This is a genomic window from Clostridium sp. (assembly GCF_032576335.1).
GTDB lineage: Bacteria > Bacillota > Clostridia > Oscillospirales > Acutalibacteraceae > Faecalispora.
Map to the genome: position 1 here is coordinate 56,115 of NZ_JAWFXC010000003.1, position 18,827 is coordinate 74,941.

At 44.6% G+C, this 18,827-nt stretch carries 17 protein-coding genes; 14 read left to right on the forward strand and 3 right to left on the reverse strand.

The genetic code is table 11. The features are described 5' to 3' along the window. The first annotated feature begins 69 nt into the window (after positions 1–69). The 9 genes from E7L17_RS04200 to E7L17_RS04240 all read left to right on the forward strand — a co-directional run bounded on the left by E7L17_RS04200 (position 70) and on the right by E7L17_RS04240 (position 9,641). The gene (locus E7L17_RS04200; protein ID WP_316322009.1) at positions 70–621 is read left to right on the forward strand and encodes a hypothetical protein; all 552 of its coding nucleotides are present in this window, start codon (positions 70–72) and stop codon (positions 619–621) included. A 42-nt stretch (positions 622–663) separates the two neighbouring features. Beyond that, positions 664–1,680 carry a phospho-N-acetylmuramoyl-pentapeptide-transferase gene (gene mraY, locus E7L17_RS04205; protein WP_316322010.1) on the forward strand — a complete coding sequence of 339 codons (1,017 nt, stop codon included), beginning with the start codon at positions 664–666 and terminating at the stop codon, positions 1,678–1,680. Positions 1,681–1,775: 95 nt separating this feature from the next. Then, the gene (gene ftsW, locus E7L17_RS04210; RefSeq protein WP_316322011.1) at positions 1,776–3,041 is read left to right on the forward strand and encodes a putative lipid II flippase FtsW; all 1,266 of its coding nucleotides are present in this window, start codon (positions 1,776–1,778) and stop codon (positions 3,039–3,041) included. A gap of 14 nt (positions 3,042–3,055) precedes the next feature. After that, a complete protein-coding gene (gene murG / locus E7L17_RS04215; protein WP_316322012.1) occupies positions 3,056–4,180 on the forward strand; it encodes an undecaprenyldiphospho-muramoylpentapeptide beta-N-acetylglucosaminyltransferase in 1,125 nt (374 codons plus the stop codon). Between the two features lie 62 nt (positions 4,181–4,242). Then, positions 4,243–5,508, forward strand: coding sequence for a UDP-N-acetylglucosamine 1-carboxyvinyltransferase (gene murA, locus E7L17_RS04220; protein ID WP_316322013.1), 1,266 nt, complete (start codon positions 4,243–4,245; stop codon positions 5,506–5,508). A 44-nt stretch (positions 5,509–5,552) separates the two neighbouring features. After that, positions 5,553–6,485: a cell division protein FtsQ/DivIB gene (locus tag E7L17_RS04225; protein WP_316322014.1), complete on the forward strand. Its 933-nt coding sequence runs from the start codon at positions 5,553–5,555 to the stop codon at positions 6,483–6,485. A gap of 219 nt (positions 6,486–6,704) precedes the next feature. After that, positions 6,705–7,814 carry a cell division protein FtsZ gene (gene ftsZ, locus E7L17_RS04230; RefSeq protein WP_316322015.1) on the forward strand — a complete coding sequence of 370 codons (1,110 nt, stop codon included), beginning with the start codon at positions 6,705–6,707 and terminating at the stop codon, positions 7,812–7,814. A 174-nt stretch (positions 7,815–7,988) separates the two neighbouring features. Beyond that, positions 7,989–8,429: a GNAT family N-acetyltransferase gene (locus tag E7L17_RS04235; protein ID WP_316322016.1), complete on the forward strand. Its 441-nt coding sequence runs from the start codon at positions 7,989–7,991 to the stop codon at positions 8,427–8,429. 288 nt (positions 8,430–8,717) lie between these two features. Beyond that, positions 8,718–9,641, forward strand: a complete 924-nt coding sequence (locus E7L17_RS04240) for a magnesium transporter CorA family protein (RefSeq protein ID WP_316322017.1) — start codon at positions 8,718–8,720, stop codon at positions 9,639–9,641. 88 nt (positions 9,642–9,729) lie between these two features. Here E7L17_RS04240 and E7L17_RS04245 read toward each other — a convergent pair whose 3' ends face one another. Next, positions 9,730–10,374 carry an HAD family hydrolase gene (locus E7L17_RS04245; RefSeq protein WP_316322018.1) on the reverse strand — a complete coding sequence of 215 codons (645 nt, stop codon included), beginning with the start codon at positions 10,372–10,374 and terminating at the stop codon, positions 9,730–9,732. Positions 10,375–10,670: 296 nt separating this feature from the next. Between E7L17_RS04245 and E7L17_RS04250 the strand changes: the two genes are divergently transcribed. The 5 genes from E7L17_RS04250 (at position 10,671) to E7L17_RS04270 (ending at position 16,797) form a co-directional block, all read left to right on the forward strand. Then, a complete protein-coding gene (locus tag E7L17_RS04250) occupies positions 10,671–11,201 on the forward strand; it encodes a Fe-S-containing hydro-lyase (protein WP_316322019.1) in 531 nt (176 codons plus the stop codon). Between the two features lie 23 nt (positions 11,202–11,224). Further along, complete coding sequence (locus E7L17_RS04255) at positions 11,225–12,409, forward strand: cation diffusion facilitator family transporter (protein ID WP_316322020.1); 1,185 nt, start codon at positions 11,225–11,227, stop codon at positions 12,407–12,409. Positions 12,410–12,601: 192 nt separating this feature from the next. Further along, positions 12,602–14,485 carry a molecular chaperone HtpG gene (gene htpG / locus E7L17_RS04260; protein ID WP_316322183.1) on the forward strand — a complete coding sequence of 628 codons (1,884 nt, stop codon included), beginning with the start codon at positions 12,602–12,604 and terminating at the stop codon, positions 14,483–14,485. Positions 14,486–14,668: 183 nt separating this feature from the next. Further along, a complete protein-coding gene (gene ade, locus E7L17_RS04265) occupies positions 14,669–16,384 on the forward strand; it encodes an adenine deaminase (RefSeq protein WP_316322021.1) in 1,716 nt (571 codons plus the stop codon). Positions 16,385–16,476: 92 nt separating this feature from the next. Next, complete coding sequence (locus E7L17_RS04270; protein WP_316322022.1) at positions 16,477–16,797, forward strand: DUF1540 domain-containing protein; 321 nt, start codon at positions 16,477–16,479, stop codon at positions 16,795–16,797. A gap of 51 nt (positions 16,798–16,848) precedes the next feature. Here E7L17_RS04270 and E7L17_RS04275 read toward each other — a convergent pair whose 3' ends face one another. Both E7L17_RS04275 and E7L17_RS04280 read right to left on the reverse strand, forming a co-directional pair. Further along, a complete protein-coding gene (locus E7L17_RS04275) occupies positions 16,849–17,502 on the reverse strand; it encodes an ECF transporter S component (protein ID WP_316322023.1) in 654 nt (217 codons plus the stop codon). Between the two features lie 69 nt (positions 17,503–17,571). Continuing rightward, positions 17,572–18,369, reverse strand: coding sequence for a type III pantothenate kinase (locus E7L17_RS04280; RefSeq protein WP_316322184.1), 798 nt, complete (start codon positions 18,367–18,369; stop codon positions 17,572–17,574). Positions 18,370–18,827 lie beyond the last annotated feature (458 nt).

The following is an 18,827-nucleotide window of genomic DNA, read 5'->3' on the forward strand; positions in this document are numbered from 1 at the left end:
GGTCGAGAATACAATCGCTTTTAGAAAGCTTCTGTGTGTAAAACCACAGAACTTTACGGAGGATGGAATATGAAACCGTGGTATTCGGAGCAAACCAAGCCCCAAGTAAAGCTATTGGCAATCGAAAATCCCGAGGCGGCAAGATTACTATACTATTTACTGGAGAGCAGTGGTTACCGGGTAACTTGCGATTTATCGGAAATACCTGCAACTGATTTTCTATTGGTCTCTCCAGACAGTACGCCGGTTCGCTTAGAAGGATTAGACTATACATTACTGGAAAGTTCAGAAATATTCTCGCAAAGTATCTCTTGCCCTTTCCGCTACCACGCGGTAGAATATGAAACGGCTCTCCCGGTTCTTCCGGGTGCACAGCGGGTTTGCTATTCCGTGCATAGCCCGGAAGCGGACGTTTTTGCCCGCAATATACGTCCCAATAGCTATGGGGTGGTATTCGAGCTGGAGTGCGGAGGGATTGTAGGCCGTGTGGCAATGGCGGAGGAGCAGGAGATTCGCCCGGCTTTGGTGGCAGCACTCGCTGCAACCCGTTGCGGCATTCCGTTTGCACGGGTTACAGATGCGCTCAATGAAATTCCGCGTTTGAGTCGGAATTTTGGCTAAAGTACAGGAGAAAATAACAGAACATAAAAGGTGGAACAGCAAATGACAGGGTTTGAAATAGGAGCAGCGGCAATTACTGCATTTCTAATTACCGGAATCTCAGGTAAATGGTTAATTCCATTTTTACGCAGGGTGCATTTTGGGCAAACAATCTTGGAAGACGGCCCTAAATGGCATAAAAAAAAGCAAGGTACTCCTACCATGGGAGGAATCATGTTTATTTTGGGGATTACAGCATCTATCGTGATTTTTATTCCCGTTTATTACTTTGGCAGTGCTTCTGGTAATGCACTATTAGAACCCTTAAATATGAGAACACGTATCTTTGGCGGCCTTGGTATGGCGTTGGCGTTTGGTGCAATCGGTTTCTTTGACGATTACATTAAGGTAGTCAAGAAGCGTAACCTTGGCCTAACCGCTCGCCAAAAGCTGGTTTTGCAGTTCTTGGCGGCAGGTGCCTACCTTGCAACTTTGTATCTTTCTGGGGTGGGCTCCTCAACTTTAATTCCCTTTATGGGCAGCATTAATTTAGGGATGCTGTATTGGGTACTGGCAATGATTATTATTGTTGGAGTGGTTAATGCCGTTAATTTTACAGATGGAATTGATGGCCTCAATGCTTCGGTTACTTTTTTTGCTGCATTATCTTTTTTAGTAATTTCTGGTGTGCTAACAATGAACGGCATTGGTATTGCCGCAGGTGCTCTCGCAGGTGCCTGCCTAGGCTTTTTAATTTGGAACTTTAATCCGGCAAAGGTTTTTATGGGAGACACCGGTTCGCTGTTTTTGGGTGGTATGATATGCGCACTTGCTTTCGGGCTGAATCTTCCCATTCTGTTGCTCCCCATTGGCATAGTATATCTCTGCGAAATGCTATCTGTGGTTTTGCAAGTGAGCTATTTTAAGGCAACCCATGGGAAACGCCTATTTAAAATGAGTCCCATTCACCATCATTTTGAAATGTGCGGGTGGAGTGAAATTAAAATTTGCCTTGTATTTTCGCTAGTAACCCTTGCTGGCGGTGCCTTGGCTTTATTCAGTGTAATAAAAGGATTATAGTCGCTGTGTTTGCCCTTCTGCTGTGTCGGCAAGCTTTGACAGATTGTGGCGTTTATATGTGTTAAGATATATTTCGTGTAAAAGGAGGGGTGTCGATGTCCGGTGAAAGCAAAAGAAAGCCGATTCCGCCGCAGGCACGCGGAGCCAGAAAGCCAATAGCGGAACGGAACTCATCGGAGCCGAAACAAGCGGCGGCCAAAAGAACGATGCCCTTGACCAAACGGGTAAAAAAGAAGTTCCGAGTGTTTTCCGTGCGCTCGGGTCTCGATATGCCGTTTCTATTTTTAGTTATGGTGCTGGTGGTAATTGGACTTGTCATGTTGTTTTCTGCCAGCTATGCCTATGCGTATTATAATTATGGGAACAGCTATTATTTCATTGTTCGCCAAGTATCGTTTGCTGTACTGGGCATCATATTAATGCTGTTCATATCCTATTTTGACTATCATCATTTGCACCGGTTCGCGCTGCCGTTGCTTCTGGTAAGCTATGCGCTGCTGGTAATCGTGTTGTTTTTGCCCGCCGTGAAGGGCGTACACCGCTGGATCAGCCTCGGTTTATTTGGTTTTCAGCCGTCTGAAATTGCAAAGTTTGCGATGACGCTGTGTTTTGCACATCTTATCTCAATCAATTTTAAAAGGATGGATACTGCGCGCTACGGTGTTCTTCCATATGTCATTTTACTGGCAATTACAGTGGTTCTGCTGATTCGTGAGCCTCACGTTTCTGCCGCAGTTATTATTATTGCGTTGGCGGGTATGATGCTTTTTATTGGCGGTGTACCACTACGCTGGTTTGGTGCGGCTTTTGGTGTGGCGCTGGCTGGTATTGCCTATCTCGTCTTGTTTACATCGGAATTCAGCTATGCGAATGACCGTGTTGTTGCTTGGCTGGATCCCTTTACCACTGAGAAAAATTTGCTTGCAGATACTTGGCAAACGCGCCAGTCTTTGTACGCCATTGGTTCTGGCGGGCTTTTAGGCCTTGGCCTTGGTCAGTCACGTCAAAAATACCTGTATTTGCCTGAGCCGCAAAACGATTTTATTTTTGCAATCGTTTGTGAGGAGCTGGGGTTTATTGGTGCGTTGATTATTGTGATTCTCTTTGCGCTTCTGGTTTGGCGCGGGGTAACAATTTCACTCAAAGCCAAGGATAAATTCGGTATGCTGCTCGGCATCGGGCTTACCTTGCAGGTTGGTTTACAGGTGGTTTTAAATATTGCGGTTATCACCAACACGATTCCCAATACCGGCATTAGCTTGCCGTTCTTTAGTTACGGGGGTACGTCGCTGGTACTGCTTTTGGCGCAGATGGGCGTGGTACTTTCCATTTCACGAACGTCGGCGATTGAAAAAACGTAGGGGGCTTTTCCAAAATGAAGGTTTTATTTGCAGGCGGTGGTACAGCCGGGCATATCAATCCCGCACTTGCGATTGCGGGGTATCTGCGAGAGCAGCAGCCTGACGCTCAGATTTTATATGTGGGTGCCAAGGGGGGGATGGAGGAACGTTTGGTGCCGGAAGCGGGTTTTCCTTTTCAGAGTATTACCATTTCTGGTTTTCAGCGTAGGCTAACGGTAAAAGCGATGGCACGAAATGTGAAAACGTTGGTGCGTATCGTAACATCCAGTGTGGAGTCAAAACGTATTCTACGGGAGTTTGCTCCCGATCTTTGTATTGGTACAGGGGGCTATGTAAGCGGTCCAGTAATTCGTGAGGCTGTTAAATTGGGGATTCCTACTTTAATCCATGAGCAAAACGCTTATCCCGGTGTAACAAACAAAGTGCTTTCCGGTAAAGTAAACCATGTAATGCTTGCTGTGGAGGATTCAAAAAAATATATGGCCTCCGGTGCTAAGTGTTCAGTAACCGGTAACCCAGTACGGCAAGAAATTTTGAGGACTGACCGTGAACGTGCCCGCCGTGCCCTTGGGTTGGATGAGCGCCCCGTGATATTGTCGTTCGGTGGCAGTCTGGGAGCCAGAAGCATTAACGAGGCAGTGGTAGAGCTATTGCTTTCAAGTGCAAAAAATCAAAAATTCCAGCACATTCATGGCTATGGTCAAAACGGCGGTTGGCTGCCTTCTCTATTGCAAGAAAAAGGTTTGGATGAAAAGAAAGCAAAAAATATACAGCTCAAAGAGTACATACGCAATATGCCGGATTGTATGGCAGCTGCAGATCTTGTCATATGCCGCGCAGGAGCTATCACTCTCAGTGAGCTGCAGGCACAGGGGAAAGCATCTATTTTAATTCCCTCACCAAACGTTGCTGAGAATCACCAGTACCACAATGCAATGGCTTTGGTTCGCCGTAAGGCCGCGATGCTTTTAGAGGAAAAAAATTTATCAGGCGAAGCTCTTCTCAGTACGGTTGAAAAGATTTTTTCATCTGCTGGAGGTGTAACAGAATTAAGTAAGAATGCAAAAAAAATGGCTTTTTTAGACGCTAGCGAAAGAATTTATAAAATTATGCTCGAAACGCTGCATACGACAGAATAGTCCACAGTCACACACCCGACTTGCTTTTGCATAATATAGCAAAGCACAATAGGCAAGAAAGGGTGTTTGAAGTGGCAAAATTTTTGATAGAAGGACACAAAACGTTACAGGGGGAAATCCTTGTCCATGGAGCAAAAAACAGCACTCTGCCCATATTGGCGGCGTCTATGCTCTGTAACACAGAGACAGTGTTACATAACTGCCCTGTTTTGTCAGATGTGGAAACCTGTGCGAAGATTCTCCGTTATTTAGGCTGTCGGGTCAACCGCAACCGTGGTGACGTAACCATTGATTCTTCAGGCATCATTCACAGTGATATTCCGGACTATCTGATGAGAGAGATGCGGTCCTCCATCGTTTTCTTAGGAGCTATTGTAGCCCGAACCGGGCGCGCCAAGCTTTCCTTCCCCGGCGGCTGTGAGCTGGGGCCACGACCAATCGATTTGCATTTAGCTGCGCTTCGCCGTATGGGAGTGGAAATTGAGGAAGACCATGGGTGCCTGGATTGCAGCGCTCCAGATGGGCTGAAAGGAGCGAAAATCGGTTTCTCCTTCCCCAGTGTAGGTGCTACGGAAAACGTAATGATTGCCGCGGTATGCGCCAAAGGCACTACCGTGATTACCAACGCAGCACGTGAACCGGAGATATGTGATTTAGCAAATTTTCTCAATGCCTGCGGGGGTAAAATCCGTGGAGCAGGAGAAAGCACAATTGTAATTGAGGGTGTACCAAAGCTTTATGGCTGTGAGCACAGTGTGATTCCAGACCGTATAGCGGCAGCAACTTATATGGCAGCGGCAGCTGCTACGGGAAGCTCACTTTTAATACGCAGGATTGACTCTCGGCACCTAGAGCCGATGATACCGGTGTTTGAAGAAAGTGGCTGTAACCTCATGTTCTGTGAGGATGAGCTCAAAATTACGGCTCCCCAGCGACTGTTACCCGTAAAAAGTGTTCGCACCATGCCTTACCCGGGCTTCCCTACCGATGCGCAGGCGCCAGTGATGGCAATGACGGCACTGGCGAACGGAACAAGTGTATTTGTTGAAAATATATTTGAGAGCCGTTTTAAGCATGTTGGTGAATTATTGCGTTTGGGCGCCAACATAAAAGTGGAGGGGCGTGTTGCCGTAGTTCAAGGCGTGCCAAGGCTTTCGGGTGCTTCTGTTGAGTCTCCGGATTTACGGGGTGGTGCTGCGCTGGTTATTGCAGGCCTTGCAGCGGAAGGGATTACACAGGTGGAAGGTCTTCGTCACATTGATAGAGGATACGAACAAATGGAGCTAAGCCTTGCCGCGGTAGGTGCCTCCATTCAAAGGATTGAATAAAGCGGGGTTACTCAAATCCCCCGGTTTCCGGAGGTTTTAAAACAATGGATCAAAATAGACGTACTAAACCGGGTACCCGGCCCGAAACGGAACGGGCGCGCCATGCAGAGAGCAGTCGCGCCCCACGGGTACGGCATAAAAAAAGAAAAAGAAGACTGCGGATTTTTTATGCCCTTATGTTCCTGGTTGTACTCGGGTCGGCAGTCACTCTTTCACTTACCGTGCTGTTTCAGATTCATTCCATACAGGTTACGGGAACCTCCCGCTATTCGCAGGAACAAATCATTGCTGCATGTGGAATTCAAAAGGGTGAAAATCTCTTTTTAGCAAAAATAAAGCATGCGCAAGAAGAAATAGCGCAAAAGCTGCCATACATAGGAACCGTAAAGGTTTCTCGCAAGCTTCCGGCTGAAATTTCGATTCAGGTTGAATCGGCTCAGGTGGCAGGAGCAGTGGAAGCCGGTGGAAGCTACACACTCCTTACCTCATCTGGCAAGGTGCTGGAGCAAACAAAAAAGCTGCCAGAAAAATGCACGTTAATTGTGGGACTAGCCCTGTCTTCTGCTGTGCCTGGTAAACCAGCAGTATATAAGGATGATGCCTCCCGGTCACTCTATGAACAGCTTACGGAATCGATTAAGAACAATGCATTTACCTCTGTTACAAAGATAGATATTAGTGACCCTTACCGAATCCTCTTAGTATATGATGGGCGAATTACAATGAATCTTGGTTCTTCCGCAGATTTGGATTATAAAATTCGCTTCGGGAAAACAATATTATATGGCAAAAACCCAGAGGGTGAGGATAATATTGGTAAAGATGAAAAGGGAGTTTTAAATTTAAGCAGTGCCAAAGAGGATGAGCGTGCTTATTTTGACCCTAACGGAGTTGTATCAAGTTCTCCTGCAAAATCGGCTTCGGCTACTCCGTCCTCGTCTGCTGTTGTGTCGTCTGCAGTTTCATCTGCCACCTAGTTTTTAGTAATTTATCCCATTTGAGGGAAAAACCCCTTAATTTTCTGTGAATACATGGACAAGTTATTGAAATTTTGCCAGAAAAGTGTTAAATTAAATAAGATAGCAATCAGACAAACGAATCCAACTGTGAAAGCGATTATCACTTTATTTCTTTTAGCTTTTTGCTTTTCAAATGATTACAATTTTTTTATATAAAACGACAGGAGGATGCAGCAGATGCCTTTTGAAATCGATAATGAGGACAACATCGTGCAGATAAAAGTAATTGGTGTTGGCGGCGGCGGAAACAACGCAGTAGATCGCATGGTGGTCTCGGGAGTTCAGGGGGTTGAATTTATCACGGTCAATACGGATAAGCAGGCGCTGTTCCGTTCCAAAGCGATGCAGAAGATTCAGATTGGCGATAAAATCACCCACGGAAAAGGCGCCGGTTCCAAGCCTGAAATAGGGCAGAAGGCCGGAGAAGAAAGCCGCGAGGCAATTGCTGCCGTTCTGCGCGGAAGCGATATGGTATTTATAACCGCTGGTATGGGTGGTGGAACCGGTACGGGAGCAGCACCTATTGTTGCAGAGATTGCACGCGATATGGGCATTCTCACAATCGGTATTGTAACAAAGCCCTTTACCTTTGAGGGACGCCGCCGCATGGAGCAAGCAGAAAGCGGTATTTCCGCATTGCGTGAGCATGTAGATTCTCTTGTTGTAATTCCAAATGAGCGCTTGAAGCTTGTAAGTGAGCAGCGTATCACCTTGCTCAATGCGTTTACCATTGCGGATGATGTTCTTCGCCAGGGTGTGCAGAGTATTTCAGACCTTATTAAATTACCCGGCCTTGTTAATCTGGATTTTGCCGACATCTGTGCGGTTATGAAGGACGCAGGTTACGCGCATATGGGTGTTGGGCGTGCTTCTGGCAAAGAGAAAGCACAGCTTGCAGCAAGCATGGCTATTTCCAGCCCGTTACTGGAAACCTCCATCAGTGGTGCTAAGGGTGTTATCATCAACATTACATCATCTCCTGACATTGGGCTGGACGAAATTGAAACAGCTGCCAGCATGATTCAGGAGCAGGCTCATGAAGAGGCCAATATCATATGGGGTACCGCATTCGATGAATCCATGGAGGATGAAATGAGTGTTACGGTTATTGCAACGGGTTTTGCTACACATGACGGTTCCCCTCAGCAGGTAAACCCAACGGTTAGAAACAGCACTCCAGTTTCTTCCAGCGGTGTGGTAAAACCACAGCAGAGCCAGGGAGACAAAGCGACCGGACTCGATGAAGACGATACGTTTACCGATATAATGTCAATTTTTAATCGCTAATTGTCATAGATATCACTTGGTTTTCAATACCGTTTGCTTGGAATAAGCCAATTACATCATTTGAAAATGGACAGGACAGGGTGTTTCTCTGTCCTGTTTTTATGGATGTAAAGGTGTAAAGCAAGTGTGCGTTGCTTTAAAAAGATTACGGAAAGGAATATTAGGAGGAATAGTATGATAAAAGTTTTAGTTCGGCAAGCAAACCGTGAAGATTTGCCCGTAATTCGGGAACTCTATCATCAGCCTGATTTTCATACCGAGGAATCTGTTGCGCTGGAAGAATCGGAACGCATTCTGGAGGACATGGCTCGCTACCCTTATTACAAGGTGTTTGTTGCCTTGGACGGTGTACGCATTGTGGGCACCTTCTCTTTGGCAATTCTGCAAGGGCTTAGCGGAGATTTCGCTGGTGTTATAGAAGATGTAGTTGTGCTGGAGGAATGCCGCGGGCAAGGCGTAGGTGAGCAGATGATTCGCTTTGCACTGGAAGAGGGGAAAGCGGCAGGTTGCTATAAAGTAACGCTTTCTAGCAATGTAAAGCGAGAGCGAGCGCACCATTTTTATGAATCCCTAAATTTTGAACGACACGGGTATAGTTTTACTACAAATTTATGATTCAGCTCAATTTACTTAAATTTAATCAAATTCGGGCAAAAAAGCTCTAAAATCGCCGAATTGACGGAATTTGAAGCAAGACGCTCCGAAAAGCCCCGATTTCTCTTGCAATCTCGGTTTTTTGTGCTATAATTACTTGTGGGTCAAATAAAAATTTCAATTATAAGGAGGCGGCATCGTGAAAGCGGACCCTTTGGGCGATTATCCCATACGAAAAAATGGTGTGCGGTGCGGCCTTTGCTTTTTTATGCAGGGGAGCATTTGCGCGCAGTAAGGAGTTGAGTGCCAATGCTAACCTATTATAAAACCATCGATGGCAAGATTCAGCTGATTCCCGAGTATGAGCCGGGTTGCTGGATTCATTGTATAGCTCCAAAAGAGGAAGAAATTAACGGGTTGATTCAAGATTTTTCAATTGAGCCGGATTTCTTTCGTGCTGCAACGGATGAAGAGGAATCTTCTCATATTGATTCAGAGGACGGAAATACCTTAATCATTATTGATATTCCGTGTGTAGAAAAGAATGAAGATGGCCTAGTGTATACCACCATGCCACTTGGTATTATTCTCACGGAGAAAAGTGTAATCACCGTGATGACACGCGAAAACCCTCTTCTCAACGAATTTACCGAGGGTGTAGTCAAGGGAGTACAAACGAACCTGAAAACGCGCTTTATTCTAAACATTATGCTGCGGGTTGCCACACGGTATTTGCAGTATCTAAAGCAAATTGATAAAATCAGCATGCAGGTAGAAGCGGAGCTTCGTAAATCGATGAAGAACTCAGAGCTGTTCCATTTGCTGAGCATTCAGAAGTCACTGGTTTACTTTTCTTCCTCGCTAAAGGCGAATGAGATTACAATTGAAAAAATTATGCGTGGCCGTGCCGTACGTTTATATGAGGAAGACCAGGATTTGTTGGAAGATGTACTCATTGAGGTTAAGCAGGCGATTGAAATGTCGAACATTCATCTGAACATTTTGTCTGGAACAATGGATGCGTTTGCATCTATTATCTCGAATAACCTGAATATCGTGATGAAGGTTCTGGCTTCGATTACTCTGATTATTTCCATTCCTACCGTTATTTCCAGTATGTACGGTATGAACGTAAGTGGTTTGCCAATACCAGATTTTTGGTTCCCAGTTGGAATGGCAACCGTATGCATGCTGGCCGCGGCATATTTTCTACGGAAAAAGAATATGCTTTAGTCGCCGCACAAGCAAAAAAATGAGGGAGCCGGAAACGGCTCCCATTTGTATAGTCTCATTTATAGCCTGTGTTGTGTTTTATTGTGCATCAAGAAAATAAAAGCTCCTGCGCTGCGGCAAAAATTTCGCTTGCGTTTTCTACTTTACGGTCTGCTGTTGCCATTTCTGCTGGGCGAAAGCCATATAGGCAGCCAATGAACGGAAGGTTGTTTTTACGTGCAGCCTCCAAATCAAAAACTGTATCGCCAACCATCAGTGCTTTTTTCGGCTCTAATCTGGCAAGTAGGCGGGCAAGGCTTTCGTCTTTGGAATGCAAATCAGCTTCCAAAGGCTGTATTTCATCAATGAGCTCATCTAGCCTTATGGCTTTGAGAACAGAGCTGATATATCTTGTGGAAGAGTTGGAACATACTGCCGTAACCCAACCTTCTGCACGAAGCCGCTCAAGCATTTCTGCACTGCCGGAATATGCTTCAGCCAAATATAAGTAGTCGTCTTCCAGCTCTATAACTCTTTGCACGTAGTTTCTTTGAATTTCTTCATTTGAGCCGGGCAGAAGGGCTGGCAGGTATTCTTGGGAGGGCATTCCAAATGTACTCTGAATAAATTCTGACGCTTGTACGGGGTATCCGAATTCTTCCTGTACCAATTGGTGAATCTTTACGGCAAAAACTTCGGTACGGTGCAGAGTGCCGTCTAAATCAAAAACGATCAGCTTTTCTGGTGTTGCCATGCTTGCAGTCCTTTCTGTTTTCCCGTGCCATACGGGAATTTAATCTGAAGTAAGTTGCCTGTTTATACACAGGTGCTTTTGCGCTACGACTTAATTGTGTTCAATGTTGTAGCAGGAGTTTAAGCCGCATAAGATTATTATATCGTATTTCAGATGAGAAGCAAACCACAAAAAGCAACAAAGTTGCTGGTAACGAAGCTGCTATATTCCAGATAAAAACAGTCTTTATTATACCGAACAATCAAAATACGTTATAATAAAAGCTTAAGTTAGGAAATCAAAGGAGAGAGTTTGTTTTGGAGAAGAGAAAGCTTAATACGAGTGAACTAAAAGAACAAGCGAAAACATTAAAAGCAGGGGAGCAGATTTTACTTTCCGGCACTGTTTATACCGCTAGAGATGCTGCTCATAAGCGCATTTTTGCACTAATGGATAGAGGGGAAGCACTGCCTTTTGAATTAGAAGGAGCAGTAATCTATTATGCCGGCCCCACACCCACTCCAGAGGGGATGGCGATTGGTTCTTGTGGGCCAACCACCTCAGGAAGAATGGATCCCTTTGCACCTCGCCTGCTCGACAAAGGCCTTGCTGCTATGGTTGGCAAAGGCAACCGTTCGCAAGAGGTTGTGAATGCAATCCGCCGTAATGGGGCAGTGTATTTATGTGCAATAGGCGGAGCCGGGGCACTTGCCGCACAGTGTGTTCAGTCTTTGGAGGTTATCGCATTTGAAGACTTAGGCTGTGAATCAGTAAAGCGCCTCGAGCTTTGCGATTTGCCGCTCGTTGTGGCGATTGATTCCCAAGGGAATAGCCTGTTTTCAGAATAAGGGAATCGGAAAGGAGCATTTGGATGACACAATTGCTAATCCGTTTGTTTGTTCGTCAATCAGAAAACGAGAATCAACCTCATGTGCGGGAACGATATGGTAAGCTAGCTGGTTGGGTTGGTGTGGCAACCAATTTAATTCTGTTCCTCATTAAGCTTCTTACAGGCCTATTTTTCCATAGCATTGCTATTATGGCGGATGCGTTCAATAACTTAACAGATTCGGCTTCTTCGCTGGTAACCCTGTTTGGGTTTCACCTTTCTGCCAAACCGGCGGATGCAGAGCACCCCTATGGTCATGCCAGAATTGAATATATAGCGGGTATGGTGGTTTCTTTTTTGGTTGTTATGGTTGGCTTCCAGCTTGCGCAAACGTCTATTGGAAAAATTATAGACCCTCAGCCTACCGAGTTTGGTGTTGCAATGCTCATTGCTTTGATTGCATCTGTACTACTCAAGCTGTGGCAATGCCTGTTTTACCGCAAAATCAGCGCAACCATTCAATCTACTGCGTTACTGGCAAGCTCGCAAGACAGCCGAAATGACGCACTTTCTACCAGTGCAGTTTTAATTGGTTTGTTTATTGCTTACTATACCGGCTGGCAGTTGGATGGCTGGTTGGGGCTTGGTGTGGCTGTGTTTATTTTAATTGCTGGGTTCCGCTTGGTGATTGAAACAGCGAATCCTCTTCTTGGTCTTGCGCCCAGTAAAGAAATGGTGGAGGAGATTTACCACAGGATTTTGGCTTATCCGGGCATCATCGGTTTGCACGATTTGAATATTCATAACTACGGGCCGGATCGCTGCTTTGCCTCAGTCCATTGCGAAATGGATGCCGAGCACAACATTGTGGAAAGCCATGAGATAATCGATAACATTGAGAGGGATTTTCTCGCCAATGGCAATATCCATTTGGTGATTCATCTAGACCCCGTAGTAACGGGAGATGAGAGAGCAAACCGACTAAAAATATATGTGGAAGAAACTTTGCGAACTATTTCAGATGAAATAACAATGCACGACTTTCAGGCCGTGTGGAAGCCCGAGGAGTCCCGTGTGATTTTTGATATTGTTGTACCTTATCGCTTTTCATGGAGCGATGAAAAGCTTATCGAATTTTTAGCGGAAAAAATAAACACACAGGAACCACAATGTAACGCAATTATCACCGTAGATCATAATGATTCTCCACCGATTCGAGATAGATAAAAATTCCATTTTAGTCTTGCATTTTATCAAAATATGTATTACTATATTTTTAGCACTTTCCATGTTAGAGTGCTAATTTAAGTTGAATGAACAGAATGATAGCAGTTATTTCTCTCTTTCTTGAGGGAAATAACTGACTTTTGGTTATTGTGTTCACTCGGCCAACAATACTTATTTTCGTACGAAAGGATAATCGATATGAAGCAATTTAAAGCAGAATCGAAACGATTGCTGGAATTGATGATTCATTCCATTTATACCCACCACGAAATCTTCTTGCGTGAGCTTTTGTCAAACTCCAGTGATGCAATGGACAAGCTGTATTACAGAACCTTGCAGGATGGTGATACAGGGCTTAACAGGGATGATTTTAGCATTCGTATTACACCAGATAAGGCTGCGCGTACCCTTACCATTGAGGACAATGGCTGCGGTATGACAAAGGAGGAGCTGGAAAATAACCTGGGCGTCATTGCAAAAAGTGGTTCTCTTAACTTTAAGCAAACAATGGAGCAAAAGGATGACGTAGAGATTATTGGCCAGTTTGGGGTAGGCTTTTATTCGGCGTTTATGGTTAGCGACTGCGTAACTGTATACAGCCGTGCTTATGGCAGTGAAGAGGCTTGGCGCTGGCAGTCAAAAGGCGTAGAAGGTTACACGGTAGAGCCTTGCGAAAAAGAAGCGCATGGCACAAAAATTGTTTTGAGTATTAAGCCTTCTTCTGAGGAAGAAAACTTTGATGAGTATTTGGAGACTTACCGCATTCGCGCCATTGTAAAGAAATACTCCGATTATATCCGTTATCCTATTCAAATGCAGGTAGAAAAGCACCGCCCAAAGGAAGGCTCTGAAAATGAGACGGAAACCTACCTTGAGGACGAAACACTAAATAGTATGGTTCCCCTTTGGCGTAAGAACAAAAACGAGATTACCAAAGAGGAATATGAGCAGTTCTACCGTGATAAGTTCTTTGATTACGAAGCACCGCTTCATATCATTCATACCAGTGCTGAAGGAAGCGCAACCTATAATGCACTTTTGTATATTCCCGCTAAGGCTCCTTATGATTACTACACCAAGGAGTTTGAAAAGGGTCTTCAATTGTATTCCAATGGCGTTATGATTATGGAAAAATGCGCCGACTTACTGCCAGATTATTTCAGCTTTGTTCGTGGCCTTGTCGATTCACAGGATTTATCACTAAACATTTCCCGTGAAATGCTCCAGCATGACCGTCAGCTTAAGCTGATTGAGTCTCGTTTTGAAAAAAAGATTAAATCTGAACTGGAATCGATGCTCAATAATCGCCGTGAAGAATATGAAACATTCTTTGCAAGCTTTGGTTTGCAGTTAAAGTACGGCGTTTATTCCGACTATGGTCAACATAAAGAGCTGTTGCAAGATTTATTGCTCTTCTACTCGTCAAGCGAGAAAAAACCGGTGACACTAAAAGAGTATGTCAGCCGGATGAAGGAAGACCAAAAGGATATCTATTTCATCAGCGGCGAAAGCGTTGCTCGCATTGAACAGCTCCCGCAAACGGAATTACTGCGTGAAAAAGGCCTTGAAATGCTTTATTTAACAGATCAAGTTGATGAATTCGCGCTTCGCATTTTAAATGGATATGATGGACATGAGTTTAAAAATGTTTCGTCTGATGATCTAGGCCTTGAGACGGAAGAAGAAAAGAAGGAAGCCGAGCAAAAGAAAGAAGAATACAAAGACCTGCTCGAATTCCTGCAAAAAGCACTCGATGGCAAGGTGAAATCGGTTGTTGTTTCACAACGGCTGAAATCTCACCCTGTTTGCCTCTCCAGCGAAGGAGCTATTTCTCTCGAAATGGAAAAGGTGCTCAATGCGATGCCGAATGCAGAAAAGGTACAGGCGCAGCGTGTTCTAGAGATAAACGCAACGCACCCGGTATTTGCCGTGCTGCAAAAGCTATTTGGCAGTAATCAAGAAAAGCTGACACAGTATGCTCAGCTTCTGTATACACAGGCATTACTCATTGAGGGTATTGGGATTGAAGACCCGGTAACATTCTCCAATCAAATTTGCGAGCTTATGAGTGAATGATGGTATTTACCGCTGTGCACAAAATCAGCTTGTCAAAGTTGTTTGTCTATGCTATCATGGGCTAAAGCAGTTACATTGATATAAACTTTTCATTCCTTCCCTTGCTTATGCAGGGGGAGGAATATTTTAAATGAGAGAGTCCAATGGGGCAGAGCAAGCAGAACTTAGAGGAGGCAGGCTGTAATGGAATGGAAGAATGAGTGGATTTCTTATGCTTTGGGAAATGAATTGCCAGAGTTGGTACTCAAAAATGCGAATGTGGTGGATGTGTTTTCAAGGCGCATTCGAACCGCCGATATTGCAATTCAGGATGGTATCATCGTAGGAGTAGGGGAGTACCAAGGAAAACGAGAGATCAATCTTACTGGGCGTTATGTTTGCCCCGGTTTAATCGATTCACATGTACATATTGAGTCTTCCATGACCTCGCCTGCATTGTTTTCGCGGCAGGTATTGCCGCACGGAACTACCACCGTATTTGCAGACCCACACGAAATTGTGAATGTAGCGGGTGAGCGCGGCATGGAGTATATGCTCCGTGCCAGTGAAGATGCACCGATTAATATTTACTTTATGCTGCCCTCCTGTGTTCCCATTAACAGCTTGGAACATAACGGTGCTGTTTACGATGCTGCTCAAATGGAACGCCTTAGCCGGCACCCTCGTGTGCTTGGGCTGGGGGAAGTCATGGACTGCCCCGGTGTTCTAAAAGGAAAAGAAGACTTACTCGAGAAAATAAAGCTGATGCGGCACGGTGTGATTGACGGTCATGCCCCTCTGGTTTCCGGCAAGCGGCTTCAGGCTTACCGCTTGGCTGGTGTTCAAACCGACCATGAATGCGCTACGTATGAAGAAGCATTGGAACGGGTGCAGGCAGGCTTTTTTGTTCAGGTACGAGAGGGCTCCGCCGCACGGAATCTGGAAGCAATTGTGTCAGGCGCATTAAAGGATGGTCTTCCGTTTTATCGCTTTCTCTTTTGCACCGATGACCTTCATTTAGATGATGTGGAGCGACAGGGGCATATCGATAACAACATCCGTAAATCCATTGGTTTAGGGCTCGACCCAATTACCGCAATATGCTGTGCAACCATCCAGCCGGCTCGCCTTTATGGATTGGATGATTTAGGTGCAATTGGCGCGGGGTACCGAGCCGACTTGATTGTGCTGGAGAATTTAGAGGAATTCCAAATTGCCGAGGTCTACAAAGACGGCGTACCGGCTTCTGAAAAAATTACGGGAATGCCGTTGCCAATGGCAGAGCAGGAGCTTACACACAGCGTTCATGTTCCTTCAATCACAAAAGAACAGCTTGCAATTCCGGTTCAAAGTCATTATCCCGTGATAACACTCGTACCGGGTGAGATTTTAACTCGTCTTGAGTATCTTGATTTACCCGGAGTAAATGGTGATTTATTTGTGCCGCAAAACGATTTGCTTAAAGCCGTAGTAATACAGCGTCATAGTGGTTCCGGTCAGCTAGGGTTAGGTGTAGTGAAAGGCTTTGGCCTTAAAAACGGAGCGATAGCATCCACCATTGCTCATGATTCTCATAATCTAATTGTAATTGGCGACAATGATGAAGATATCATTTGCGCGGTTGCTGCTCTTCGTGAATGCCAAGGCGGCTATTCCGTTTGCTCTGGCGGCAAAGTGCTGCAAACGCTGCCACTTACGGTAGCAGGTTTGTTTACAGAGCAGGCTGAGGTAAATGTGGCTCAGGTGCAGGAAGAAATGGTTCAGCTTTGCCGGAACATGGGTGTTGCCGAGAATATTGACCCATTTCAAAATCTTTCGTTCTTATCTCTATGTGTAATTCCTGAAATTCGCCTGACAGACAGCGGAATATTCAGTGTGCTTGAAAATCGATTTTTAACCGGAGCAGACTCTGTTTCATAACAGTACAATCCCATATTTCTGCTTTGCCACAGCGAATAACCTCTATATTCCAGTAAATACTAGCAGCATCAATTTAAATGAGGTGTTTTGCTATGGCAAGATTGGAATGTCACGTGAATTCTTGTGCAAATTATTCTGCAAACTTTTGCTGTCTACCAAATATTCAAGTAAAGGGAGCAATGGCTTTTCAAAGTGAACAAACCTGTTGTTCTTCCTATGTTTCCCAACAAACGGGATCATTTTCGAACGCAGTGTGCAGCTCAATTCCGAATGAAACCTTGTCGATTGACTGTTCCGCCGACAATTGTACCTATAATGCGGGCGGCAGTTGTGCTGCCAGTAATGTTTGTATCAGTGGAAGCGGTGCGGAAGAAAAGGGAGAAACCAGCTGTTTAACTTTCCATCAGTCCTAAATACAAGAAGCCCCGTTCGGTTTAACCGAACGGGGCTATTATTATTTAAAGTTATGTTGCTTCAGCAGCCAATGCAGCAGTGCTGTATCTGCGCAGAGGATAGCAGATTGCCGTAGCTGCTATGGCACAAATCGCGGCTTCTAAAAGACCGTTGGTGGCAATGGTAATGCCGAGCGCTCCCAATAAAAGCTCGTAACTCATTCCAAGAGTAGCGGCATACGCTTGTCCAAAGAAGACATAGATTCCGCCTAACACTAAAATAGTAGCTGTCATGCTGCCGAATATTCCACTAATCGCATAAGGAATTACCTTGGCGCTTTTCTTACCTTTGAGTGCTTTGCTCAAAGATTGGAACACAATACCGGCAACTACACCAATTAAGATACGGGGAACAAAGCAAATAACAAGGCTCCATAGGTTGCCTTTTGCTTCACCAATGCTATAAAAAGGTGTAAACACGAACGCAACAGGGGACGGCGGCGTAAATGTCATTACTAAAAAACTGAACAGGCCGGTGAAAAAGCCCATCAGCGCACCAGCCTTTGTGCCAAGCATGATGGCGGTAATAATAACCGGTACACCTGCTAATGTGGCTACCATAGGACCGATGGGGATGGAACCCAGAGGGGTAAAGCATACAATCATCTGGATTGCGAGGAGCATTGAAAATTGTGCCAGAAATAAGATTCGTTTGTTCGCTTTCATGGTTTCCTCCTTGCTGCTGCTCCGATTTAGTGGATGCAGCGCAACTGTAAGATTTATCAGAAACAGGTTTTACCCCTGTTTTGACCGAGGTGGTTTGGTGGTTTTACGGTTCTTTTCGTAAATAAGGCGAAGCCCTTCCAACATAAGGTGCTTGTCCACAATAAAAGGGTGAACACAGTTTTGAGTAACCAGTTGTGCCATGCCGCCGGTTGCAATTAAGGTTGGTGGTTCATGCAGCTCCGTCGCAAATCGGGAGGCGAGGCCATCTAGCATTGCAGCTGTGCCAAATAGCATGCCAGATTGCATGGACTGCACTGTGTTTTTGCCAATAAAATGATCTGGATTTTCTAAGCTGATATGAGGAAGAAGTGCAGTTTGGGTTGTGAGTGCATGTAGCATAATGTTCACACCCGCACAAATCATACCGCCTAAAAAGTTCCCTTTCTTATCCAGAAAACTAACTGTAATTGCAGTGCCCATATCAAAAATGACACAGGGCAGAGGATGCTTTGAAACAGCTGCTACTGCATTGGCTACCATGTCGGAACCAAGCTGCGCGGGGTTTTCAATCAAAATATTCAGACCTGTTTTTACGCCCGGCCCTAATACCAAGGGTGGAAACTCACAAATATGCTGAAAGGCTCGTTGAATAGGCGCAGACACCTCCGGTACTACAGAGGAAATAATTATGCCATTGATTTCTTTTGGTTCTGCATGATGCAAATTCATAATTTGCAGCAGTTCAACAGCATATTGGTCTTCTGTTCGGTAAGGAGAGGTTAATAAATTCGCTACAAAAACAAGAGTTTCCTGCTCAAAACCACCAAGGGTAATGTGTGAATTGCCGATGTCAACCGTTAATAAAATAACCGTTTCCTCCCTTCCTCAAAACAGAAATAGTATAACACAATGATCTGTTTGCCGCAAGGGATGGTTAAATAATCCATAACAGATCCAAAATAGATAAATGTCCTATTTGCGAAGCAATTTTGAATGATTCTACTGCTCGCAATTTCATTTAGCAGAATCCATCCCATTTTTAGTCAAAAGAAGCAACATTTATAATATAACCTTTAGTCTTTTATTAAAACGAACATAATATACGACAATTTTTGTCAAATTAGCGGTAACTAGAGTTTATTTCAAAGCAATAAAAATATGGATAAAAGAATTATACACCATAAAATGTCTAATTTAGAAAAAAATGTTAGACAGAAAATGTTAAAGTAAATACAAAAAATGACACAAAGACCTATTCTTATTGCAGTTCATATGTTATAATGTTTGAAAAATTGACTGAGAAGTGATTGACGTTGCGGATTAAA